1 protein-coding gene is annotated in these 1,145 nt (G+C 67.6%); it reads left to right on the top strand.

Annotation, left to right across the window (positions count from 1 at the left end; translation table 11 throughout):
• Positions 1-118 precede the first annotated feature (118 nt).
• Positions 119-1,036 (top strand): hypothetical protein, encoded by a 918-nt coding sequence (locus ACFWVE_RS35060; protein WP_384023327.1) that lies wholly within the window; start codon positions 119-121, stop codon positions 1,034-1,036.
• The last annotated feature ends 109 nt before the right edge of the window (positions 1,037-1,145 follow it).

The raw sequence follows: 1,145 nt of genomic DNA, 5'->3' as shown, positions 1-1,145 counted from the left end.
ACGCAGTGCGAGATCACCTCGACCGGATACCGGTGCCCCCTGTACGACGGCGCACTGTCCACGGACGGTCCCCCTCCGCCATGACCAACCCGAAGATCATCCCACCCGGTCAGCCAACGTGACAGCACCGTGGGTATTCCTGGACAGTGTCGACGAGGGCTTGAACGTCCTGCCTGCCCTGGGCGGGCTGATTGCCGACTGGATCGACTCGCTCACCGGGGACCAGCTAAGCAATCTGAGGCTGCGGTTCAGCTGCCGCACGGGGCGCTGGCCCGACGTCCTGCAGGACACCCTCACCAGGCACTGGCAGTCGCCGCTTCAGGTGCGGCACATGATCCTGGCTCCGCTCAGTGACCACGATGTTGCCGTCGCCGCTGAAGACTACGGTCTCGACGCTGGTGCCTTCAGCACCCTGTTGCGCGAGCGGGGCCTGACGCAGTTGTCCAAGACTCCCGTCACCCTCTTGCAGCTGCTCGAATATCACCGTGTCAACGGGACCCTGCCTGCCACTGCGGCAGACGCCTACCAGCAGGCCTGCGTGCTCTTGTGTTCCGAGACCCGGCGCCCGGCCGACATCCGTGAACTGCGGGCTCAGCCCACGGGCCAGCGCTTGCTGCCGGTTGCCGCCCGCGTCGCGGCGGCGATGCAGTTCGGCGCACACAACGTGCTGAGCGACACCTCCCCACAACCCTCCGACCGCGGGGAGATCACCCTGGCCGAGCTGGAAGGCGGACATGAGCCCGGCCTGCTGGACGGCCAGGTCCCGTGCACGACCGACGAAATGCGCCGGCTGACCGAGTCCCATCTGTTCGACCCTGTCGGCCTGTTGCGGTGGACCTTCGCACACCGCAGCTACCAGGAATTCCTGGCCGCCCACTACCTGCACGCCCACCAGCTCGACCCGCGCGCCCAGGCCGGCCTGCTGTGGGTCGGAGACGGCGCAGCGCGGCACATCTACCCGGCCCACCGTGAAGTGGCCGCTTGGCGCAGTGGCACCGACAGCACCCTCTTCGAAGGGTGCTGTCACGTTGGCTGACCGGGTGGGATGACCTTCGGGTTGGTCATGGCGGAGGGGGACCGTCCGTGGACAGTGCGCCGTCGTACAGGGGGCACCGGTATCCGGTCGAGGTGATCTCGCACTGCGT

This window comes from Streptomyces sp. NPDC058632 (assembly GCF_042717095.1).
GTDB lineage: Bacteria > Actinomycetota > Actinomycetes > Streptomycetales > Streptomycetaceae > Streptomyces.
The sequence above is the reverse complement of the archived record's forward strand: the minus strand, read 5'-3'. Positions and strand labels throughout refer to the sequence as shown.